This is a genomic window from Pseudomonas graminis (assembly GCF_900111735.1).
Lineage (GTDB): Bacteria > Pseudomonadota > Gammaproteobacteria > Pseudomonadales > Pseudomonadaceae > Aquipseudomonas > Aquipseudomonas graminis.
On sequence record NZ_FOHW01000001.1, the window covers coordinates 304,752 to 324,464 of the forward strand.

20 protein-coding genes and 1 pseudogene are annotated in these 19,713 nt (G+C 59.1%); 10 read left to right on the forward strand and 11 right to left on the reverse strand.

What is annotated here, in order from left to right; all coding sequences use genetic code 11:
- Positions 1-134 precede the first annotated feature (134 nt).
- Positions 135-416, forward strand: coding sequence for a hypothetical protein (locus BMY98_RS01350; RefSeq protein WP_074883569.1), 282 nt, complete (start codon positions 135-137; stop codon positions 414-416).
- An 11-nt stretch (positions 417-427) separates the two neighbouring features.
- Here BMY98_RS01350 and BMY98_RS01355 read toward each other — a convergent pair whose 3' ends face one another.
- Together BMY98_RS01355 and BMY98_RS01360 are read right to left on the reverse strand one after the other, a co-directional pair.
- Complete coding sequence (locus BMY98_RS01355; RefSeq protein ID WP_074883571.1) at positions 428-1,255, reverse strand: EamA family transporter; 828 nt, start codon at positions 1,253-1,255, stop codon at positions 428-430.
- Between the two features lie 77 nt (positions 1,256-1,332).
- Entirely contained in the window at positions 1,333-2,238 is a 906-nt protein-coding gene (locus BMY98_RS01360; RefSeq protein WP_074883575.1) for a LysR substrate-binding domain-containing protein, read from the reverse strand.
- Positions 2,239-2,336: 98 nt separating this feature from the next.
- Between BMY98_RS01360 and BMY98_RS01365 the strand changes: the two genes are divergently transcribed.
- Positions 2,337-3,506 carry a DUF2314 domain-containing protein gene (locus tag BMY98_RS01365; RefSeq protein ID WP_074883578.1) on the forward strand — a complete coding sequence of 390 codons (1,170 nt, stop codon included), beginning with the start codon at positions 2,337-2,339 and terminating at the stop codon, positions 3,504-3,506.
- 17 nt (positions 3,507-3,523) lie between these two features.
- Here BMY98_RS01365 and BMY98_RS01370 read toward each other — a convergent pair whose 3' ends face one another.
- Positions 3,524-4,264, reverse strand: coding sequence for an SDR family NAD(P)-dependent oxidoreductase (locus BMY98_RS01370; RefSeq protein ID WP_074883582.1), 741 nt, complete (start codon positions 4,262-4,264; stop codon positions 3,524-3,526).
- A 76-nt stretch (positions 4,265-4,340) separates the two neighbouring features.
- On the opposite strand from BMY98_RS01370, the gene BMY98_RS01375 reads away from it, so the two are divergent.
- Positions 4,341-5,267 carry a LysR family transcriptional regulator gene (locus tag BMY98_RS01375; protein ID WP_074883585.1) on the forward strand — a complete coding sequence of 309 codons (927 nt, stop codon included), beginning with the start codon at positions 4,341-4,343 and terminating at the stop codon, positions 5,265-5,267.
- Between the two features lie 104 nt (positions 5,268-5,371).
- Here the strand turns inward: BMY98_RS01375 and BMY98_RS01380 are convergent, their stop codons facing one another.
- The 7 genes and pseudogenes from BMY98_RS01380 to BMY98_RS01410 form a co-directional block, all read right to left on the reverse strand.
- A complete protein-coding gene (locus BMY98_RS01380) occupies positions 5,372-5,980 on the reverse strand; it encodes a GAD-like domain-containing protein (RefSeq protein ID WP_074883587.1) in 609 nt (202 codons plus the stop codon).
- Positions 5,981-6,030: 50 nt separating this feature from the next.
- Positions 6,031-6,644, reverse strand: a pseudogene (locus BMY98_RS01385) (GAD-like domain-containing protein).
- Between the two features lie 46 nt (positions 6,645-6,690).
- Positions 6,691-7,299, reverse strand: coding sequence for a GAD-like domain-containing protein (locus BMY98_RS01390; RefSeq protein WP_074883880.1), 609 nt, complete (start codon positions 7,297-7,299; stop codon positions 6,691-6,693).
- A gap of 51 nt (positions 7,300-7,350) precedes the next feature.
- Positions 7,351-7,959, reverse strand: a complete 609-nt coding sequence (locus tag BMY98_RS01395; RefSeq protein ID WP_074883589.1) for a GAD-like domain-containing protein — start codon at positions 7,957-7,959, stop codon at positions 7,351-7,353.
- Positions 7,960-8,005: 46 nt separating this feature from the next.
- Positions 8,006-8,614 carry a GAD-like domain-containing protein gene (locus BMY98_RS01400; protein WP_074883592.1) on the reverse strand — a complete coding sequence of 203 codons (609 nt, stop codon included), beginning with the start codon at positions 8,612-8,614 and terminating at the stop codon, positions 8,006-8,008.
- Between the two features lie 49 nt (positions 8,615-8,663).
- Positions 8,664-9,272 carry a GAD-like domain-containing protein gene (locus BMY98_RS01405; RefSeq protein WP_074883594.1) on the reverse strand — a complete coding sequence of 203 codons (609 nt, stop codon included), beginning with the start codon at positions 9,270-9,272 and terminating at the stop codon, positions 8,664-8,666.
- 18 nt (positions 9,273-9,290) lie between these two features.
- Entirely contained in the window at positions 9,291-10,658 is a 1,368-nt protein-coding gene (locus tag BMY98_RS01410) for a DUF6861 domain-containing protein (protein ID WP_074883595.1), read from the reverse strand.
- A gap of 401 nt (positions 10,659-11,059) precedes the next feature.
- Between BMY98_RS01410 and BMY98_RS01415 the strand changes: the two genes are divergently transcribed.
- From BMY98_RS01415 to BMY98_RS01445, 7 genes are all read left to right on the forward strand, one after another.
- The gene (locus BMY98_RS01415; RefSeq protein ID WP_074883598.1) at positions 11,060-12,205 is read left to right on the forward strand and encodes a transporter substrate-binding protein; all 1,146 of its coding nucleotides are present in this window, start codon (positions 11,060-11,062) and stop codon (positions 12,203-12,205) included.
- Positions 12,202-12,786, forward strand: a complete 585-nt coding sequence (locus BMY98_RS01420) for an ANTAR domain-containing response regulator (protein ID WP_074883600.1) — start codon at positions 12,202-12,204, stop codon at positions 12,784-12,786. Before BMY98_RS01415 ends, BMY98_RS01420 begins: the two co-directional genes overlap by 4 nt.
- On the forward strand, positions 12,783-13,631 hold the full coding sequence (locus tag BMY98_RS01425) for an ABC transporter permease (RefSeq protein WP_074883604.1): 849 nt from the start codon (positions 12,783-12,785) through the stop codon (positions 13,629-13,631). Before BMY98_RS01420 ends, BMY98_RS01425 begins: the two co-directional genes overlap by 4 nt.
- Positions 13,631-14,557 carry an ABC transporter permease gene (locus BMY98_RS01430; protein WP_074883607.1) on the forward strand — a complete coding sequence of 309 codons (927 nt, stop codon included), beginning with the start codon at positions 13,631-13,633 and terminating at the stop codon, positions 14,555-14,557. The genes BMY98_RS01425 and BMY98_RS01430 overlap by 1 nt, the downstream gene beginning before the upstream one ends.
- A 26-nt stretch (positions 14,558-14,583) precedes the next feature.
- Positions 14,584-16,191 carry an ABC transporter substrate-binding protein gene (locus BMY98_RS01435; RefSeq protein WP_074883610.1) on the forward strand — a complete coding sequence of 536 codons (1,608 nt, stop codon included), beginning with the start codon at positions 14,584-14,586 and terminating at the stop codon, positions 16,189-16,191.
- An 87-nt stretch (positions 16,192-16,278) separates the two neighbouring features.
- Positions 16,279-17,226: an acetamidase/formamidase family protein gene (locus BMY98_RS01440; RefSeq protein ID WP_074883613.1), complete on the forward strand. Its 948-nt coding sequence runs from the start codon at positions 16,279-16,281 to the stop codon at positions 17,224-17,226.
- Positions 17,223-18,965, forward strand: coding sequence for an ABC transporter ATP-binding protein (locus BMY98_RS01445; RefSeq protein ID WP_074883616.1), 1,743 nt, complete (start codon positions 17,223-17,225; stop codon positions 18,963-18,965). The genes BMY98_RS01440 and BMY98_RS01445 overlap by 4 nt, the downstream gene beginning before the upstream one ends.
- Before the next feature lie 19 nt (positions 18,966-18,984).
- Here the strand turns inward: BMY98_RS01445 and BMY98_RS01450 are convergent, their stop codons facing one another.
- Positions 18,985-19,536 (reverse strand): cytochrome b, encoded by a 552-nt coding sequence (locus BMY98_RS01450; protein WP_074883619.1) that lies wholly within the window; start codon positions 19,534-19,536, stop codon positions 18,985-18,987.
- Positions 19,537-19,713 lie beyond the last annotated feature (177 nt).

Consider the following 19,713-nt stretch of genomic DNA (forward strand, 5'->3'; position numbering starts at 1 on the left):
GGTGGATCCCGCGCTCAGCGTAGTACAGGATTTTGCGGTTGATCCGCTGTCCAACGCCAGGGTCGCAGGATCAACCCCTCAAAAGCGTCCCGCGCCTGTTCAGACTACGACCCATGTGATTGCCTGGAGACCCGATGATTCTGCACACGCCCCTGACCGATGACGCCGGCTCTGCGCCTCAGCAGGACTGGTTCTCACCCGAGCACCACGCCCGGATCGACGAGCTGATTGCCAGGCTCAATACCAGTGACACGCGGGAAAGCGTGTCGCGATACCACGCCATGGCCGAGGGCTATTTGTTGGGACTGCTGGACAGCTATCACGTGAGCGTCGAGCACCACGATGCCGTACGCCAATACCTCCATAACTTGGCTATTGCGCGGTTGAAGGCGGTGAAACCGAAGCTGCGCAGGTGAGCACCCGCCGCTCAGCCAATGATGATCGTGCCGGCCGCAATGACCACGCACGCGAGGATCTTGCGCACGGTCAGCGACTCGCCCAAAAACAGATACCCGAGCAACGCGGCAAACAGCACGCTGGTTTCACGCAGGGCGGACACTGCGCCCATGGGCGCGAGGGTCATGGCGTAGATGACGATGCCGTAAGCCAGCAAGGACACCACACCTCCGCCCAACGAGGCGAGCAAGCCGGGCCGGACCGTAAACAGACTGCGCGCGTCCCGCAGACAGATATAAGTGATCGGCATCAGTACGCCCCACATCGCGCACATCCAGACGGTGTAAGCCATCGGCGCGCCGGACAGACGCCCGCCGATGCCGTCCGTCACGCTATAGGCCGCAATGAAGCAACCGGTGCCCAGCGCATAAGGAAGACTGGTCATGTCCAGTTTCCGGCCCTTGAGCGCCAGAGAAATGATCCCCGCTGACACCAGTGCAATGCCGACCATCGCGCCGGTTTCCACCACCTCCCCCGCAAATATCGACGCACATAACGTGATCAGCACCGGCGATGAACCTCGGGAGATCGGATAGGTTTGCCCGAGGTCGCCGCTGCGGTAAGTACGCACCAGAAACAGGTTGTAGCCGACATGCAGCAGCGCCGAGAGCACCGCGTAGGGCCAGCTTTCCGGCGCCGGGGCGTCGATGTACAGTGCCCCTGCAATGCTGACGATGGCCACTGCCACGCACATAATGGTCATCGACCAGAGCTTGTCGCCACCGCCGCGCAGCAAGGCATTCCAGCCAGCATGCAGCAAGGCGGCGAAGAGGATTAACAGGATGATATGAGTAGGCATGGGGCGGATCTTAGTCAGGCCGACCCAGAAAACGGAAGCGAAGTCTGCTCATTTAATCATGAGCAATTCCTCATGCTTCAGTCGTAACTCAGGCCCGCAGCGGTCGACTCCCTGAGCAGCCAGTTGCGAAAGCTCACCACGTGGGTCCGGGTTTCGATCCCCTTCGGGCAGACGAAGTAATAGGCCACAGGCGAGGGAAACGGCACATCGAACAACCTGATCAAACTGCCGTCGCGCATTTCTTTTTCCACGTGTCCACTTCGAACGAGGGCGATGCCCTGCCCTAACAAGGCCGCCTCCACGGTCATGTTGGTGTCGGGAAAACGTACGCTTTCCTTGAGCGAGGTCACGCCCAGGCCGATGTTCTGAAACCACACCTCCCACTTCGGCACCAGATCCGAACCGTCCCGGGCCAACAGCGGATAGCGCAACAATTCGGCGGGCTCCCGGGGCATGCCGAAGCGTTTGAGCAAGTCAGGGCTCGCCACGGGGAAAATGTGTTCCCTGAACATGAATTCCGAGTGCAGCGCCGGGTAGTTGCCGCCACCCAGACGGATCGCGACGTCCGCCTCGCCGCTGGCGAAGTTGATGGCGGTGTCTGTGCTGTCCAGCGTGACGAGGATTTCCGGGTGAAGCTCGGCCAGATTGGGCAAGCGCGGCAACAGCCATTTGAGTGCGTAGGAATAGGTCGTACTGACCTTGAGCCTGACCCGGCCGTTCTCTTCCCGGAGGTCCGCAAGCGTCGCCTCCAGGTTCATGAAAAACGTCCGCACAATCGGCGCCAGGGCGGCACCCGCCGGTGTCAGGCTCAACGTCTTGCCGCGCTGGAACAGCTGCACGCCCCAGATGTCTTCAAGATTTTTTAATTGGTGACTCACCGCACTTTGGGTAACGTGCAGCTCCTCGGACGCGGAGGTGAACGTCCCGTGACGGGTGGCAACTTCGAAGGCGCGCAAGGTGGCGGTGGGTGGCAGGTCTCTCATAACATCGGGCCTCTAGGGGCATTAACGCAGCGGCTCACGCCATGAATGACGGCTCATGGTAGAACATTATTCAGATTGAAAGAGGGAACGACTTTCTTATGACCGGGCAGATCATCTACAGCGTGAAAGGCGAAAGCGACGAACTCAAGGCGGCGGTCGCCAGCGCCCAGGCCACTTTCAAGTTCTTCTGGCGTGAGCTGTCCTGGGAGGCACGCAGAATCGTCAAAAGTCTGGACATGGCGGCGGTCAAAATGTCTTTTGTGCTGGATGCCGACGACCCCGACATTCCCGCCGTCGAAAACATGTGGGTCACTGACATCGAGTTTGACGGGGAGTCCATCAGCGGTGTGCTCATGAACTCACCTCGATGGCTCTCCTCACTGAATGCGTCGGACCCGGTGACGCTGCCGCTGGAAGCCCTCAATGACTGGATGTTTGTCCGTGACGGGCATGTCTACGGGGGCTTCACCGTCGATGCGCTGCGCAGCGGAATGTCCACGGACGCCCGCGAAGCCCATGACCGCGCCTGGGGCCTGGATTTCGGAAAAGCCGGCAGCGTTGAAGTGGTGCCTGCTGAAGAAGGCCAGACGCCACGGCTGCTCTCTCGAAGTCTGGATCTCCCGCAGGACCAGAAGACGCTGGCCGCCCTGGAACGTACCGAGCACCCGATGGCGCTGAACATGCGGGGCAAAGTCGAAGAAGAGTTGGCCCAGCATCCCGAAGCGATCCACGACCTGGACGCCGAGGGGTGGCTGCTCCTGCACCGCGAAGTGCTGGCGGGCAATTACACGGTGGTTCGTGCGCTGCTGCGCCACGGTGCAGATCCACTCACACCCAACTGCAACGGCCAGACTTCGTTGGCGCTGGCGAGCGTTGCCGGCTGGCCGCGTATCGTGGATCTGCTTGAGGGAAAGGATTCCGACGAGTCGGGGCCGATCGAACCCAAAGGTTTTCCGGCCTGGCCCATCGGACTGGCGCTGGTGGTGCCCGCACTCGCGTGCCTCTACTACCTGGTGGTTGAACCCTTGCGAGCAGCCGCCGCGGGCCATAGTGTGCAGATTCAGGGGCCCGTGAGCTTCGCGGGCGCGCTGCTTCTGTTCGGCTATGGATGGGTCTGCTTTAGCCCCTGGTATTTCAGATTGCGCGCACGCACGCCCCAGGCAGGAGGCAGTCGCGTCCTGGATATTGTTGCGGTGATAAGTCTGCTGGTACTTGGTTTTGTGCTGCATGACTGTCTAGAGAGCTACGTCATTGGCCTTCGACGCTGACGTGGCGTAACGCAACCTCAAAAAACCATACCGCCTGAGACATCAAGCGTCGTACCCGTCACCCAGGCGGCGTCTTCTGACACGGCATACGCGACTGCCGCAGCGATGTCCCTCGGCTTGCCGACGCGTCCCAATGGCGTTTTGGCGATAAAGAACTCGTCCATGCCCTGGGCGGATTCAGCGTTGCCTTCGGTATGCACAAAGCCTGGCGCGATGCCGACCACTCGAATGCCCCGAGGACCCAGTTCCATGCCCAGGGAGCGGGTCAGCGTATTGACCGCGCCTTTGGTGGCGCAATAAACATGCACTTGGGGAAAAGGGCTGTGGGCCAGACCCGAGCTGATATTGATAATGACCGAGCCCGCCTGCATGACCCGAGCGGCGGCCTGTGTGGTGAGCAACAGGCCGCGTACGTTGAGGTTGAAATGCTCATCGAAGCTTTCAGCGCTCAACTCGTCCAGGGAATCGGGTTTATAGATGCCGGCGTTATTCACCAGAATATCCAGCCGGCCAAACACCCGAACCGCTGTATCGATCAAAGGACCGATCTCGGACGGCCGTGAAAGGTCCGCCTTGTGCGCAATCGCTTCGCCACCGCCCGCCACAATGCGGGCAACGACACGCTCTGCGTCTTCGACGCTTCGTGAATAGTTGACGATGACCTTTACACCCTCTGCCGCCAATCGCTCGGCGATGCCTGCGCCGATGCCTTTTGAAGACCCTGTGACGATCGCCACCTTGCCTGCTAACTGACCCATGTTTGCCGCTCCTGTGAATGAATGTGAGGGCGCATGGTAGGCTCGGCGATCCCGTTTATTTAGAGGTGCAATCGGCATGCAGTATGAAGCGTTGCTTCAAAACGGCGTCATCCGGCCGGACCTGCTGCCCGGCATTGCGGCTTTCGTGCAGATCGCCCAGCACGGGAGCTTCACCAAAGCGGCGGCGGTCATGGGTATGTCGCCCTCTGCCCTGTCGCAAACCCTGCGGACGCTGGAAGGCAGGCTCGGCGTGCGGCTGCTCGACCGCTCCACCCGAAAGGTTGGCGTGACTGAGCTGGGGCAACGTTTTCTGGGATACGCGCAGCCGGGTCTGGCCGCACTGGCCTCCGCCGTCGAGGACGTCAATGAATTGCGGGACAAGCCCACCGGCGTGTTGCGCCTCAACCTGTCTCGTACCACTGCGGACATCGTCCTGATGCCGCACCTGGCGGCGTTCATGGACGCCTATCCGGACATCACCCTGGAGGTCCACTGCGACAACGCATTGCTGGATCTGGTGGCCGGCGGCTTTGATGCCGGCATCCGGGTTGGCGACTACCTGGCTCAGGATGTCGTCGCAATTCCCATGGGCGGCGCTCACCGCATCGCCACCGTTGCAACGCCCGGCTACTTGCGGGGCCGCGAACACCCGAGCACCCCGCAAGACCTGCATCTGCATCGCTGCCTCAACATTCGCCTGGCCAGCGGTGTGTACCGATGGGAGTACATTCACGAAGGCGTTGCCATGGAGATTCTTCCGCCCAGCGTGCTGATCACCAATGATGGCGACACCTTGATGCAGGCCATTCGCGCGGGCGTGGGCATCGGTGGCGCATTCGAAGCCCAGGTGAAAGACGAGATCGACAGCGGACAGCTGGTAGCGCTGCTCAAGCCCTTCTGGCCCGAAGTTTCGCCGTTCTATCTGTATTACCCGAGCCGTACCCACGTGCCACAGAAACTGCGCGTGTTCATTGATTTCATGAAAGCGCGGCTGGACGGCTGAGCAGGCTGCGTGCACTTTACACGGCACTGAGTGTGGCCCTACCGGCGTATCCCATGGCTCCCGTGAGATCGAGCGTGAACTCGAATGTGGGCCGGCTATGAATTCTAAAAGTTGTAAGGCTCAAGCTCAGCTAACTGAGAAAGAATGATCAAATGCTCAACCGCTTTTACCTTTTCCAGGTTATCTAGTGTTTCGGAACCGCCGAGCATCAGTGCAGGGACGAAGCCATACATTTCATCGTGGCGAAGCGTGCCGAGCTTTTTTCTTGCCGGCTCGAACAAATCTTCGAAGTTATTAGAGTCGACATTTCTTGAGACTATGAAGTCTTGCACTTTACGATCTAGTTGCTCTGGTGCGGGCCGAAAGTCATGAATGACACATCGAGAGTAAATACTCGTTATCTTCAGAGTGAACCCAGTTTCCTCCCCCCAAAAATACAGGTCACCAAAAGCACCCCGTGCAATAAGATGGTAGGTATCACGCTGGTCAATTTCTGCCCCCTCAATCCAAGACGCAACTACTCCCTCATATTCTTGAGGATTCACCAGCCAGAAAATTCCATTTCCATATCCGCACCAGCCGTGTTCCGACCAGTATTCCAGCAGTTGATTGGGTAGTTTGCCTTTATAACGCCCGATGCTAGAAACCGGCACCTCCTGACGATCAACCGGGTTACCAAACTTTTCTAGGAATCTTGCAAATACACTATCCATTGATGCCTCCACCGAGTTTGGCTAGTGCCATCCCAAGAAAGGTTTTTAGTTTAAAAGTCATAAGGCTCAAGTTCAGCGAGCTGCGAGAGGAATATCAGGTGCTCTACGGCCTTAAGCTTTTCTAGGTGGTCAAGAGTATCCGGACCGCCCAGCATTAGTGCAGGGAGGAAGCCGTACATCTCGTCATGATTTGGCGTGCCGAGTTTTTTCTTCGCTCGGTCGAACAAGTCGCCATAGTCATTGGACTCCACATCTGTGGAAAGTAAAAAATCTTGCAACTTGCGATCCATCTGCTCGGGGGTGGGTTGAAAATCAAAAATAACGCACCGCGAAAGGACGCTTGTTATCTTCAACGCAAATCCTGTTTTTTCACCCCATATATACAGGTCACCAAAGGCGCTGCGCGCTATAAGGTGATAGACGTCACGCCTTTCAATTTTCGTGCCCTCAATCCAGGACGCCACCACGCCATCATACTCTTGAGGGTTCACGAGCCAGAAAATACCATTACCATATCCGCTCCAGCCATGCTCTGAATCGCCCAGTAATCCAAGAGCTGATTGGGCAGCTTGCCCCTGTAGCGCTCAATACTGGTCACCGGAACCTCATGACGATCAATAGGATCACCAAACTTTTCCAAAAACCTTGCAAATACCTTATCCATACACCTCCCTGTAATTTGGAAATGGCATCACAGCGCTAGCTGCAAACTAGAAATTGTAAGGCTCAAGTTCAGCAAGCTGAGAGAGGATCATCAAATGCTCAACCGCCTTTACCTTCTCCAGGTTATCTACTGTTTCGGAACCCCCGAGCATTAGTGCGGGTACGAAGCCATACATTTCATCGTGGCGAAGCGTACCAAGCTTTTTTCGTGCCGGCTCGAACAAATCTTCAAAATCGTTGGAGGAAACTTTTCTGGATATCAGAAAGTTTTGAAATGCTTTGTCCATGTCCAGCGGCATTGTTGGGGGATCGTTTATTACACAGCGAGAAAAAATGCTTGTGATGTTCAGCGCGCACCCGGTTGTTTCACCCCAAAAATACAGGTCGCCAAACGCGCTGCGGGCAATTATATGGTAGATATCACGCTTCTCAAAAATCGTACCTTCAAGCCATGAAGCCACCACTCCTTCATATTCTTGAGGGTTTACTAACCAGAAAATTCCATTACCATATCCGCACCAGCCGTGTTCAGCCCAGTATCCCAGCAGTTGATCGGGTAGTTTGCCTCTATAAGGCTCAATGCTAGAAACCGGCACGTCCTGACGATCAACCGGGTTACCAAACTTTTCCAGAAATCTAGCAAATACCCTATCCATAGGTACCTCGAAGCGTTTTTTTTCAAGTGTCATCCCATGGCACGCTTTGACCTAAAATTCATAAGGCTCAAGTTCAGCGAGCTGAGAGAGAAATATCAGGTGTTCTACAGCCTTTAGCTTTTCTAGGTGGTCGAGGGTATCCGGACCACCGAACATTAGTGCAGGGACGAAGCCGTACAATTCATCATGTCGGAGCGGACCAAGCTTTTTTCTTGCTGAATTAAAAAGGTCATCGTAGTCGTTGGACTCTGCATCGATTGACAACAGAAAGTCTTGAACCTTGCGATCCATTTGTTCAGGAGCCGGTTCAAAGTCGTCGACAACACACCTAGAAAGAAAACTAATTATCTTAAGGGAAAATCCCGTCCTCTCGCCCCACAAATAAAGGTCTCCAAAGGCGCTACGGGCAATAACGTGATAGCTGTCATGCTTTTCTAACTCCGTATTCCCGATCCATGACGCTACTACACCTTCATAATCCTGTGGATTGACAATCCAGAAGATGCCGTCTCCGTATCCGCACCAGCCGTGCTCGGCCCAGTATTCCAAGAGTAGATCCGGCAGCTTGCCCCTGTAGCGCTCAATACTGGTCACCGGAACCTCATGACGATCAATAGGATCACCAAATTTCTCCAGAAACCTTGCAAATACCTTATCCATACACCTCCCTGTAATTTGGAAATGGCATCACAGCGCAAGCTGCAAACTAGAAGTTGTAAGGCTCAAGTTCAGCGAGCTGAGAAAGAATCATCAAATGCTCAACCGCTTTTACCTTCTCCAGGTTAGCAAGGGTCTCGGAGCCACCCAGCATCAAAGCCGGTACGAAACCATACATTTCATCATGGCGAAGCGTGCCGAGCTTTTTTCTCGCGGACCCGAACAAATCTTCGAAGTTGTTGGAGTCAGGATTTCTGGACAATATAAAACTTTGCAATTCTCCATCCATCTCGCCAGCTGAAGCGACAGGATCGTTTATTACGCAACGTGAATATAGGCTAGTTATTTTGAGTGAATATCCGGTGGCTTCACCCCAAAGATAAAGATCACCAAAAGCTCCACGAGCAATAAGATGGTAATTATCACAACTTTCAAAAGGGGTGCCTTCCAACCAAGAAGCCACTACCCCTTCATATTCCTGTGGGTTTACAATCCAAAAAATCCCGTTACCATAGCCACTCCAACCATGTTCTGCCCAGTACTCCAACAGCTTGCCGGGCAACTTTCCTCTGTATCGCTCAATACTTGATTCCGGTACTTGCTGACGGTCGACCGGACCACCGAACTCCTCCAGGAATATGGAAAATATTCCATCCATGCAGCACCTCCCTGCAATGTAAGGATGATAGTCCTACGCAGACCGCAAACTAGAAGTTGTGAGGCTCGAGTTCAGCAAGCTGAGAAAGAATTATCAAGTGCTCAACCGCTTTTACCTTCTCCAAGTTGTCTACTGCTTCGGAACCGCCGAGCATTAGTGCAGGGACGAAGCCGTACATTTCGTCGTGGCGAAGCGTGCCGAGCTTTTTTCTTGCCGGCTCGAACAAATCTTCGAAGTTATTAGAGTCTACATTTCTTGATACTATAAAGTCTTGCACCTTACGGTCTAGTTGCTCTGGCGTGGGCCGAAAGTCATGAATGACACATCGAGAGTAGATACTCGTTATCTTCAGAGTGAACCCAGTTTCCTCCCCCCAAAAATACAGATCACCAAAAGCGCCCCGTGCAATGAGATGGTAGGTATCACGCTGGTTGATTGCTGTCCCCTCAATCCAAGACGCCACTACTCCTTCATATTCTTGAGGATTCACCAGCCAGAAAATTCCATTTCCATATCCGCACCAGCCGTGTTCTGACCAGTATTCCAGCAGTTGATTGGGTAGTTTGCCTTTATAACGCTCGATGCTAGAAACCGGCACCTCCTGACGATCAACCGGGTTACCAAACTTTTCTAGGAATCTTGCAAATGCTGGGTCCATGGTTAACTCCAGTTTTGATTAGCACTTATGTAGTTTTAGGTTAATTAAAGTCGAAGCTCGCTTTTCTTCGGGTACCTTCTCAGCAGCTGCTTTAATGCCGGGAGTTTTTGTTCTCCACTGAGCCCCAATGCTAGAGTTGACCTGTCGGTCCCCGAAATCACTAATAATGTCCCAGCCACCTGAGGTAAGTTCAGGGTTATGCAGCCCCGCAATATTTGCCATCGTTTCCTTGGCTTTTTTAAGTGCGGCTTGCTCAGCTTCCACTGCATTTAACTCGGAGAACTCATTCTGAAAGCGCTCTGTTAGGGCATCTTGCATTTCCTTTCTAGCCTGCCTGGCAGTGGCCTGATTTCTTTTTACCGGATTAGCAATATTCTGCAGATATTCATCAACCGTCAGCCTATTCAGCCCCTCCTCGTGTCCCTTCAGCTGCCGCTCGAACTCCCCGATCTTCGAAGCTGGCATTTTGTCCGCTTTAAAGCATTCAGCTTCATGCCGGGGCATTCTGTTTGGTTTGCCATTCGGCGGCTCTGTGTCTTTACCACCGGGGCGATTGGTCGGCGCGGGCTCCTCCGGTCCAAGCGCACCTCGCCGGGGCTCCGGAGGTTTCAGGTCGGGGTGCTGTTTCATGGCCTCTTCATGTTTGACCATCCACTGGCCAAGGTCCGCTCCTCGCTTGCTGCGGCTCATCTCACCAGCAAGCACACTTGCGTTTCCACGGCCACGGGTCAGGTAAGCAACCATACCGCTTAGTAAAAGTATGACGACCGCCTCATGGGACCGGGCGATATCCCATGAGCCCTGTTGGGCAGCCATTCCGTCGCTTGAGAAAGAACCCAGTGGATTGCCGGTACGCTCTTGCGGGCCATTCCACGCGGTGGAGACACCCTGAATGTAGCCGTTGACAATAGGCTTCCAGCCGTCTTCGAGAAACTCGGCGATCGAGGCCAGCCCCAATATTCCGAGAATCCAGGTTCCGGCCTCCACACCGACCAAGGCGCCAGCGGCGGCGCCGGGGAACGCACCGATGCCGCCGGCTAATAAACCTACCCCGCCTCCTATCACAGCGCCGGTCAATGCACTTCCAATGATGATCATCGCCATGTCGGCAACGACGCTGATCAGTTCATCGAGGATGCTGCGGATATCCAAATCAGCGAAGCGTTTCAGGAGGCTATCGGCAGCCTCCCTTTCAGCAAGATGACACGCAGTGCGCACGCAACGTATGCGTCGGTAGATCAGGTTCATACTCGGTGCATTGAGAGAAGTCGGGGGGCTGAGAGGGTTCAAGCCTGTAGGGCGCTCCGCGACCCTGTTCCTGCCAAAGAGCCTGTCGGCCTGCCCCTCAATATCAAGCCAGCTGGGTATCCATTTTATGAAAGGCATTCACCGCTCCTGCGTGTTGTCCTGATCCAGGCTGCGAAAACTAAGCGCTAGAGCGTGCGATGTCAAAGACGCTGTGAAGAACTGTGCGCAGGATAGTATTAAAGGCTCTATCGGCAGCGCCGCGTGTTGCCGGCCGGGGCTTTGTGATCCTCGCCCTGCTCCGCATCGGCGCTTGGCGATACACGAGCGCCCCACGGCGGAGCATTCCCGGGGAGGCGATCGGCGATGAAGCTCGTAACGCCGGGGATTTTCACTTGGCACGCTTATTTCATGGTTAAAACAAACGGCAAGCCGGACCCCGGTCCTTAAGTCTCGTCCACATACGCGCCTCGAATGCGCCAGGTATCGAAGCCTGATCGACCCCCACCGGGTTGATCGGGCTTTTTTTATGGATGCTGTTCATGCACGACTCTCGTCCCATTGTTCACGTTGGCTTCCTGCTCTCGACCGAAGGCACTTACCGCCGCATGGGCCGCAGTGCCTTGCTCGGGTTGCAGGACGCGCTGGCTGAAATCAACGCCGACGCCCGACGTCGCGTGCAACTGGAGGCAATCTGCATCGACCCCCAGGGCGATCCGGCCGCCTACAGCAGCGGCGTCGCGCAGTTGCTGGGTGCGGGCGTCCGGCACATCTTCGGCACCACGCTGTCGGCGAGCCGCAAGGAAATCATCCCGGACCTGGACCAGCACGGCGCGCTGCTCTGGTATTCGAGCCCGTACGAAGGTTACGAAAGCAGCGAGAACGTCTTGTACCTTGGCGGATGCCCGAACCAGACGCTGCTGCCCCTGCTGCGCTACGCGCTGCGCGAGTTCGGTAATCGGGCCTTTTTGCTCGGTTCCAACTACGTATGGGGCTGGGAAAGCAACCGCATCGCCCGGGAAGTGCTGGAAGCCAACGGCGCTGAAGTGCTCGGCGAAAAGTACTGGCACCTGGGCGCGACCGGCTTCGACACGCTGATCGAAGGGCTGATTCAGGACCCGCCGGCGTTCGTGCTGAACAACCTGGTGGGCGAGTCTTCCTACGCCTTTTTGCAACAACTGGATCGGGCCTGCGAGCGCCAAGGCCTGCGCCTGCCGGTGCTCAGCTGCAACCTCACCGAAGCGGAGCTGGATGGGGTGGGCCCGATGCAGGCGCTGCGGCTGCTGTCCTGCGGGCCGTTTTTCGAGACCCTGAACCCGGCGTTTTGTGAGGGCCAGCAGCGTCATGGCCCGCGCACCTGTTCGCACTATTACACCAGCGCCTACACGGCGTTGAGGGTATTCGCCGATGCCTTGCACGCCAGCGACGATGCCTCGCCAAAAGCGATTTGCGAGCACCTTTACGGCCACCCGGTCGCCAGCGTGCTCGGCACTGTCAGCCTGTCGGCGCGCAATCATCACAGCGCGCTAGCCAGTCATATTGCCGAACTGCGCGGGGGACGCTTCGAAGTCGTGCAATCGGCGCCCCACCCGATCGCCGCCGACCCCTATCTCACTGTTACGGATGTACACGCCGATGGGGTGGACCGACACGCCACCCCGGCGCCGCGCTTGAGGATCGTCAAATGAACACACGCGCCTTTCCAGCTTTCGACCAGGGTCACTTGCTGCTGATCGACTGCGATGAACGCAGTCAGGCCAACCTGGGCAAGAGCCTGCAACGCCTGGGGATTCACTCGCAGGTGCTCGATCACGACGCGCCCTGTGACACCCGGGGCTGTTTCGCGGCGATCCTTGAGATCGAACATTTCGCCAGCCCCCTCGCCGTTCAGGCGCTGAATGCGACCAGCATTCCCATCGTCGCGCTGACCGCCCACGAAACCCTGTCGCAGATCCAGCGGGCGCTGCAGCTTGGCGCGACGGCACTGCTCAACAAACCCATCAGCCAGGGCTCGGTCTACACCACGCTGATGATGGCGGTGGGATTGCGCGACCGGCAGCGCGCCGATGCCGAACAACTCAATGAGCTGCAACAGCGCTTGGCGCTGCGTCCGCTCATCGCCCAGGCCCTGGCGCGCTTGATGGTGAGCCAGCGTGTCAACGAGGCGACGGCGTACGAGCGCTTGCGCAGCCTGTCGATGCAGCTCAACCGGCCGATCGAAGCGCTGTGTGTCGACCTGCTCGCGGCGCGGGACGAGGACCGCGCATGAACACCCTCAAGGCCCTGTTGCGTCGACCGGCCGTGGCGATTTCGCTGCTGTTTATCGTCACCGTGGTGCTGCTCGCGGCGCTGGCCCCGTGGATAAGCCCCTTCGACCCGGACGAGCAATTCGTCGAGGGGCTGACGATGGAAGGCGCGCCCATGGCGCCAGCGACGCCGTACTGGATGGGCACCGACCTGCTCGGCCGTGACCTGCTGTCGCGGCTGATCTTCGGCGCGCGCACCTCGCTGTTCATCGGCGTGCTGGCCAACGGGCTGGCGGTGCTGATCGGTACCCTGGTAGGCCTGACCGCAGGGTTTGTGCGCGGCTGGCTGGGCAGCGTGTTGATGCGCCTGACCGACCTGATGATGGCCTTCCCCGCCCTGCTGCTGGCGATTGCCCTGTCGGCGATTTTTCAGCCCAGCGTGTGGATCGTTGCGATGGTCATCGCGATGGTCAACTGGGTGCAGATCGCCCGGGTGATCTACGCCGAAACCGTGGCGCTCAGTGCGCGGGATTTCGTCGCTGTGGAGCGCACCCTCGGCGCCAGTTCCCTGCGCATTCTGTTCTCGCACCTGTTGCCCCATCTGCTGCCGACCATTCTGGTGTGGGCGACACTGGGGATTTCCACCACGGTGTTGCTGGAAGCCACCTTGTCGTACCTGGGTGTGGGCGTACAACCGCCGACGCCAAGCTGGGGCAACATCATTTTCGAGAGCCAGACGTATTTCACTTCCGCGCCCTGGCTGGTGTTCATTCCGGGCGCGGCCATCATCCTCCTGTCCCTGGCGTTCAACTTGGTCGGCGACGCCCTGCGCGACGAACTCGACCCCACACTCAAGGGGCGTCGCTGATGCTGCCGTTCATTTGCCGACGGGTCGGTTACGCGCTGCTGATTCTGCTGGGCGTGACCTTCATCACCTACCTGTTGCTGTTCCTGCTGCCCGCCGATCCGGCGCGGCAAATCGCCGGGCGCAGCGCCACCCCTGAAGTGGTCGCGGCGATTCGTGCGCAGCTGGGGCTGGACCTGCCCTTCTATCAGCAATACCTGAGTTACCTGGGCAACCTGCTCCATGGCGACCTTGGCCGCTCCTACATCCAGCGCACCGCCGTCAGCGAGTTGATCGGCGCGCGACTTCGGCCTTCGCTGGAACTCATGGCGGCGGGCATCGGCTTCGAGCTGTTGATCGGCATCAGCCTGGGCATGCTCGCGGCGCTCAAGCGCGACAGCTTCGCCGACAAGCTGCTCATGGCGTTTTCCTTCGTCGGTGTATCGGCGCCGCAGTTCATCGCCGCCATGCTGTTTCTGTACTTCTTCGCCGTGCAACTGGGCTGGTTCCCCCTGGGTGGCTATGGCGGCGCGAGCCATTTGATGTTGCCGGCGCTGACCCTCGGCCTGCTGGGCAGCGGCTGGTATTCGCGCATGGTCCGCTCTTCGATGATCGAAGTGCTGCATCAGGATTTCATCCGCACGGCACGGGCCAAGGGCCTGAGTCGTGCGCGGATCGTGTTGGTGCACGTGCTGCCCAACGCGATCGTGCCGGTGATCCCGATGATCGGCATCGACATCGGCGTGTTCATGGGCGGGCTGGTGGTGGTCGAGTCGGTATTCGGCTGGCCGGGCATCGGTCAGCTCGCCTGGCAGTCGATCCAGCAAGTCGACATTCCGGTCATCGTCGGCGTCACCACGCTGTCGGCGGTGGCCATCGTTCTGGGCAACCTGCTGGCGGATCTGGTGATCCCCCTGGTGGACCCGCGCATCGACATCAAGCAGCACTGAATCCATCAACACAACGGGGCACAACAATGAAGATCAACGCGCTGACCCTGGCCGTGGCGGCCACGCTGTTTACCACGCCACTGTGGGCCGACACGCCGAAAAGCGGCGGCGATGTGGTGGTGACCTACCAGAACGATGTCGCGACCCTGGACCCGGCCATCGGCTACGACTGGCAGAACTGGTCGATGATCAAAAGCCTGTTCGGCCGTCTGATGGACTACAAGCCCGGCACCACGGAGCTTGTGAAAAGCCTGGCCGAGGACTACAGCATTTCCCCGGACGGGCTGGTGTACAGCTTCACCCTGGTCAAGGGCGTGAAATTCCAGAACGGCCGTGAGCTGGTCGCCAATGACGTCAAGTATTCCCTTGAGCGCACCGTCAACCCGAAAACCCAGAGCCCGGGCGCCGGCTTCTTCAGCTCCATCGTCGGTTATGAAGACGTGACCGGCGGCAAAAGCACGACCCTCAGCGGCGTCAAGGTGGTCGACGATCAACACCTGACCATCACGCTGAGCGCGCCAAACGCGACCTTCCTGCACATCATGGCCATCAACTTTGCCTCGGTGGTGCCCAAGGAAGCGGTGGAGCAATGGGGCGCCGACTTCGGCAAGCACCCGGTGGGCAGCGGCGCCTTCAGCCTGGCCGAGTGGAAGCTGGGGCAAAAACTGGAACTGGTGAAGAACCCGAATTACTTCCAGAAGGGCCTGCCTTACGTCGACAAGATTACCTTCGAAATCGGCCAAGACCCGACCGTTGCGCTGCTGCGCCTGAACAAGGGCGAGGTGGACATTGCCGGCGACGGCGTGCCGCCCGCGCAGTTCCTGCAGTTCAAGAACGACCCGGCGTCCAAGCAGTTGCTGGTCACCGGCAACCAGTTGCAGACCGGCTACGTGACGCTGAAAACCACGTTGCCGCCGTTCGATAACCTCAAGGTGCGCCAGGCCATCAATATGGCCATCAGCAAGGAACGCATCGTGCGCATCATCAACGGGCGAGCGGTCCCGGCGAACCAGCCGCTGCCGCCGGCGATGCCCGGTTATGACACGCAGTACAAGGGCTTGCCCTACGACGTCGAAGGCGCGAAAAAGCTGCTCGCCGACGCAGGTCTCGCCAAGGGTTTCGACACCGAGCTGTACGTGATGAACACCGACCCGCAGCCGCGCATTGCCCAGTCGATCCAGCAGGACCTGGCCAAGGTCGGCATCCGCGTGCAGATCAAATCCCTGGCCCAGGCCAACGTGATTGCCGCCGGCAGCTCCAAGGATCAGGCGCCGATGGTGTGGTCCGGCGGCATGGCCTGGATCGCCGACTTCCCGGATCCGTCGAACTTCTACGGCCCGATTCTCGGTTGCACCGGCGCGGTTGAAGGCGGCTGGAACTGGTCGTTGTACTGCAACAAGGCGCTGGATGAACGCGCCGCCAAAGCCGACGCCATGGCACGCCCGGAACAACAGGCTGAACGCACCGAGGCCTGGAAGAAGATCTTCACCGATGCCATGGCCGATGCGCCGTGGGTGCCGATCTTCAACGAGCAACGCTTTACCGTGCGCTCCAAGCGCATGGGCGGCGACGACGCGCTGTACGTCGACCCGGTCCATGTGCCGGTCAACTATGACTACATCTGGGTGAAGTGATCTCGCGCTGGTCTGTTCCCGGCAAGCGCCGGGTCACAGGCCACGGCGTCCCTCCCCCATCGCCTGTTTGCAACGAGGACCGCACCCATGTGCCAGAACTGCCTGGTCAAGACCATCCACAGCGTCAACAGCCACTTCGGCTGGGACCACAGTTTTACCCCGGTCGAGCGCGTGGCGCCCGGCACCACCTTGCAGATGAACTGCAGGGATTCGTCCAACGGCTATTTCACTGCGCAATCGCAAGTGGCCGACGTCAGCGTGATGCCATTCGACCAGATCAATCCGGTCACCGGGCCGATCTACGTCGAGGGTGCCGAACCCGGCGACATCCTGAAAATCACCCTGGACAGTTTCAAGCCCGGGGGCTTCGGATGGACCGCCAACATTCCCGGCTTCGGCCTGCTCGCCGACCAGTTTCAGGCGCCTGCCTTGGCGCTGTGGCATTACGACACGCAGACCCTCGCCCCCGCCGCCTTCGGTGATTTCGCCAAGGTGCCGCTCAAGCCGTTCGCCGGCACTGTGGGCGTGGCGCCCGCTGAAGCCGGGCTGCATTCCATCGTGCCGCCCCGTCGGGTCGGCGGCAATCTGGACATCCGCGACCTGGCGGCGGGCAGCGTCTTGTACCTGCCGGTGGAAGTCGCCGGCGCGCTGTTTTCCATCGGTGACACCCACGCGGCCCAAGGCGATGGCGAGGTCTGCGGCACCGCCATCGAGAGCGCCATGGACGTGGTGGTCAAGCTTGACCTGATCAAGAAAACGCCCCTGGCCACCCCGCGTTTCAGCACACCCGGCCCGGTCACCGGGCACCTGGACAGCGCCGGCTACGAAGCCTTCACCGGCATCGGTCCGGACCTGATGGAGGCCGCCCGCCAGGCCGTGGCCAACACCATCGACTGGCTGTGCCGCGAGCACCGCATGCCGGCGGAACAGGCGTACATGCTGTGCTCGGTGTGCGGCGATCTGCGCATCAGCGAAATCGTCGACCTGCCGAACTGGGTGGTGTCGTTCTACTTTCCGAAAGTGGTGTTCCAGTGAAACCGGACGAGCAGCCGAGTCTGTCGGTGGAGCGGCTGAGCATCGACGTCGGTGGCGGCGCGTCACGGCGTCGGGTGGTCGATGAGCTGAGTTTCGCGCTGTATCCGCGGCGCACACTGTGTATCGCCGGCGAATCCGGCAGCGGCAAATCCCTTTCGTCCCTGGCGATCATGGGCCTGTTGCCCAAGGCGGCCAGTGTTCCCGGTGGCGCGATCCTGTTCGACAACCGCGACCTGCTGAGCCTGCCGGAACGGGAGCTGCAAGGCCTGCGCGGCAAGCGCATCGGCATGATCTTTCAGGAGCCGATGACGTCGCTGAACCCGCTGCTGACTGTCGGCCAGCAACTGGCGGAAACCCTGCGCCGGCATGAGGCGTTGAGTCGCGGCGAGATTCACCAGCGCTGCCGAGCCATGCTTGATGCCGTGCGCATGCCCCAGGTGGACAAGCGCCTGACCCAGTACCCCCATGAGCTGTCCGGCGGCATGCGCCAGCGGGTGATGATCGCCATGGCGATGCTCTGCCAGCCGGAAATCCTCATCGCCGATGAGCCGACCACCGCGCTGGACGTGACCATTCAGGCGCAGATCCTTGAGCTGATGCGCGAGTTGCAGCAGCAGTTCGCGACCAGCCTGTTGCTGATCACCCACGACATGGGCGTGGTCGCGGAAATGGCCGATGAAGTGGTGGTGATGAATCAGGGCCGCATGGAAGAGCGCGGTTCGTTGCACCAGGTCTTCACCGATGCGCAAGCGCCCTACACGCGCAAATTGCTGGCCGCGGTGCCGGTACTGGGCAGCGCGCCGCCGCCTGACGCATTGAATGAACAACCGGTGGTGCTCGCCGTCAAGGACCTCAGCGTGCGCTTCCCTTTGCGCCACGGCTGGTTCGAAACCCCGCGCACGGTACATGCGGTCGAGGGCGTGAGTTTCGAGCTGCGTCAGGGCGAAACCCTGGGGCTGGTCGGCGAAAGCGGGTGCGGCAAGTCCACCACCGGCAAAGCCTTGATGAACATGCTCAGCTACCAGGGCAGCGTCAAATTGCTGGGGCAGGAACTCAACGGTTTGCAGGGTGATGCGTTGCAGCGGGTGCGCCGCGATGTGCAGATGGTGTTTCAGGACCCGTACGCGGCGCTCAATCCGCGCAAGACCGTGTTCGATCTGGTGGGCGAGCCCTTGCTGATTCACGACAAGATGCCCGAAGCCCGGCGGCGCGAGCGTGTGGCGCAATTGCTGCAGCAGGTCGATCTGCCACGGGACACCCTGGAGCGCTATCCCCATCAGTTTTCCGGCGGGCAACGCCAGCGGATCTGCATCGCCCGGGCGCTGGCGCTGAACCCCAAAGTGATCATCGCGGATGAATCGGTCTCGGCGCTGGACGTCTCGGTTCAGGCTCAAGTGCTGGAGCTGCTGGAACGGCTGCGCGCCGAGCATGGGCTGAGCTACCTGTTCATCTCCCACGACATGGCCGTGGTCGAGCGCATCTGCCATCGCGTGGCGGTGATGTATGGCGGGCGCATCGTCGAAATCGGCGCCCGTGATCAGGTCTTGCACAACCCGCAGCATCCCTATACCCGCCGCCTGCTCGCCGCAGTGCCGGTGCCCGAAGTGGGCCGGCGCCGGGATTTCAAGAGCCTGCTCAAAGAGCTGGACCGGCCTGACCCGATCAAGACAAAGGATTTTGTCGCGCCGGTGCAGCGGTTTTCAGCGGTGGCGGCGGATCACTGGGTCGCGGTGGAGTGATAAAAGCAGTGACCGCTTGTTAACGCTTTTCCGCCGTCCACGGCAGCATGCGGCGCAGGGTGTTGTCGCGGACAAAATAATGATGAAAGAGCCCTGCTGCCGCGTGCACGCCGATCAGCCAGTAGCCCAGGTTGCCGGCCCACTCGTGCCAGCCTTTGATTTGTTTGGCCAGATCGGGGTCGACGGCCAGGGGTGACGGGAGGAAGAAGCCGAAGTACGGCATCGGCTTGCCACCCGCCGACAGCATCAGCCAGGCCAGGACCGGGGTCGCGATCATCAGTGCGTAGAGCAGCCCATGAACGAGGTGGGCCATCCCGAGCTGCCAGGTTCGAGGGGCCGGCGTGATCGACGGCGCCTTGTACATCAGTCTGCCCAGCAGACGCAGCCAGACCAGTGCAAATATCGACAGACCAAACATGCCGTGCAGCCCTAGCAACAGCGAGCGCAGTGTGCTGCCCCGGGGCGCGAAGCCCTTAAGCTCGATACAGGCGTAAACGCCGATGAACAGCGCCAGCATCAGCCAGTGCAGGGACATCGACAATCTGGCGTACCGGTGTGGGGTGGAAATCATGGTGGGGCGCTCGCTGAGTGGGGGGATGTTGCTCAATTGCCCCGCACCTTGAGGCCCCTGTCTTAAGGCAGTCTGAAGACGTCGCGCAGATCGCCAGGAAAACCGGGCGCGGCAAATTTCTCACCTTCAGACTTCGTTAAGAATCGACCCAGATACTCCACCCCATCACCACTGGGG